Here is a 1,966-nt window from a genome sequence, read left to right as displayed (position 1 = left end):
GCAGCTTCTTCAGCTCGACCTGGCCCTCGCCCGTGCCCACGACCAGGTCGTGCACCGGGACGTCCGCGACGATGCGGTTCATCTTCTTCTTCTCGGCGGCGAGCAGGGACTTCACCCGGTTCGGGTTGCCCTCCGCGACCAGGACGATGCCGGCCTTGCCGACGGCGCGGTGCACCACGTCCTGGCTGCGGTTCATCGCCACCGCGGGGGTCGTCGTCCAGCCCCGGCCGACGTTGTCGAGCACCGCCGCAGCGGCGCCGGGCTGTCCCTCCATCTGCCCGAAGGCGGCCCGCTCGGCCCGGCGCCCGAACACGATCGCCGACGCGAGGAAGGCGAGCAGGAGGCCCAGGATGCCGAGATAAATGGGGTGACCGATCAAGAAACCGATCGCGAGGAAGACACCGAAGGTGACGATTCCGACTGCCGCGAGTACAAGACCGATCTTCTTGTCGGCCCTGCGGGTCATCTTGTAGGTCTGAGCGATCTGCTTCAGTCGCCCGGGATTCGCAGCGTCCGCTGCAGGTTCCTTCCTCGCCATGCCACGCAGTCTACGTGGCCCCACAAGCGCCGACGACGGCAGTGCCCGCGGGGGCCCATGGGGGAGGGGCCGGGGTTCAGGGGCGGAGGGAGACGGACCCGGGAACGGACTGGTCGAGGACGCGCTGCGTCTCGACCCGGTCCTTGGCGCGACGGCGGTCCTCCAGCACGGAGGTCCACGCGTTGCGGCGGGCGGTGCGCTGACCGCTGCTCATCAGCAGCGACTCGACGGCACGCAGTGCGGTGGTGAAGGACGGAATCGCGGTGGCGCGGACCGGCGCGGCCTGCATGGGTGAGGTCCCCCCTCGGTATGGGTGTACGTGCTGTGAGTTCAGCGTCACTGATTGGTGTTACCAGGGCGTGACCGGCCGGTCAAACACCCATGAAGCCCCGGCGGGGACTGGTGAAACGCCGACGCGGTCCTGACATGTGCCCTCATCTGCGAGGACGGTCAGGACCGCGTCAAATCGGCCGCTACTGGCGGGTAGCGTCTTGTGCGGGAATTCACACGCTTGTCCCGCCCTGCGCCGGGCAGGGTGGTGACGATGTGTCAGACGGTCTGGGCCGCGATGCGCGCGTCCCGCTGCTCCATGGCCATCTTGAAGAGCCGTCCCGCGCGGTACGAGGAGCGCACCAGCGGGCCGGACATCACACCGGAGAAGCCGATCTGCTCGGCCTCCTGCTGCAGCTCCACGAACTCGTGCGGCTTCACCCAGCGCTCCACGGGGTGGTGGCGCACGGAGGGCCGCAGGTACTGCGTGATGGTGACCAGCTCGCAGCCCGCGTCGTGGAGCTGCTTGAGCGCGTCGCTGACCTCCTCGCGGGTCTCGCCCATGCCGAGGATCAGGTTCGACTTGGTGACGAGGCCGTAGTCGCGGGCCTCGGTGATGACCTTGAGGGAGCGGTCGTAGCGGAAGCCGGGGCGGATGCGCTTGAAGATCCGCGGGACCGTCTCGACGTTGTGAGCGAAGACCTCGGGGCGGGAGGAGAAGACCTCCGCGAGCTGCTCGGGGACGGCGTTGAAGTCGGGCGCGAGCAGCTCGACCTTGGTCCGGCCGGCCTCGCGGTCCGCCGTCTGCTGGTGGATCTGGCGGACCGTCTCGGCGTACAGCCAGGCGCCGCCGTCCTCCAGGTCGTCGCGGGCGACGCCGGTGATCGTGGCGTAGTTCAGGTCCATCGTGACCACGGACTCGCCGACCCGGCGGGGCTCGTCGCGGTCGAGCGCCTCGGGCTTGCCGGTGTCGATCTGGCAGAAGTCACAGCGCCGGGTGCACTGGTCGCCGCCGATGAGGAAGGTCGCCTCGCGGTCCTCCCAGCACTCGTAGATATTGGGGCAGCCGGCTTCCTGGCAGACCGTGTGCAGGCCCTCGCTCTTCACGAGGTTCTGCATCTTGGTGTACTCGGGACCCATTTTCGCCCGGGTCTTGAT

3 protein-coding genes are annotated in these 1,966 nt (G+C 68.6%); all 3 read right to left on the bottom strand.

What is annotated here, in order from left to right; translation table 11 throughout:
- Nucleotides 1-538, bottom strand: a 538-nt coding sequence (locus ACFTZL_RS44385) for a DUF4191 domain-containing protein (RefSeq protein WP_382596192.1), incomplete at its 3' end; no start/stop codon positions are given.
- A 76-nt stretch (nucleotides 539-614) separates the two neighbouring features.
- Entirely contained in the window at nucleotides 615-827 is a 213-nt protein-coding gene (locus tag ACFTZL_RS44380) for a hypothetical protein (RefSeq protein ID WP_382596189.1), read from the bottom strand.
- Between the two features lie 260 nt (nucleotides 828-1,087).
- Nucleotides 1,088-1,966: lipoyl synthase (locus ACFTZL_RS44375; RefSeq protein ID WP_382596186.1), on the bottom strand; the 879-nt coding region annotated here is incomplete at its 5' end.

It is taken from the genome of Streptomyces sp. NPDC056948, from assembly GCF_042674225.1.
GTDB classification, from domain to species: domain Bacteria; phylum Actinomycetota; class Actinomycetes; order Streptomycetales; family Streptomycetaceae; genus Streptomyces; species Streptomyces purpurascens.
This window is presented reverse-complemented; position numbering and strand designations above follow the sequence as displayed.

What these genes read in the sequence shown, in the direction of transcription:
- ACFTZL_RS44380 (WP_382596189.1), bottom strand. Translation starts at nt 827, where the DNA reads ATGCAGGCCGCGCCGGTCCGCGCCACCGCGATTCCGTCCTTCACCACC.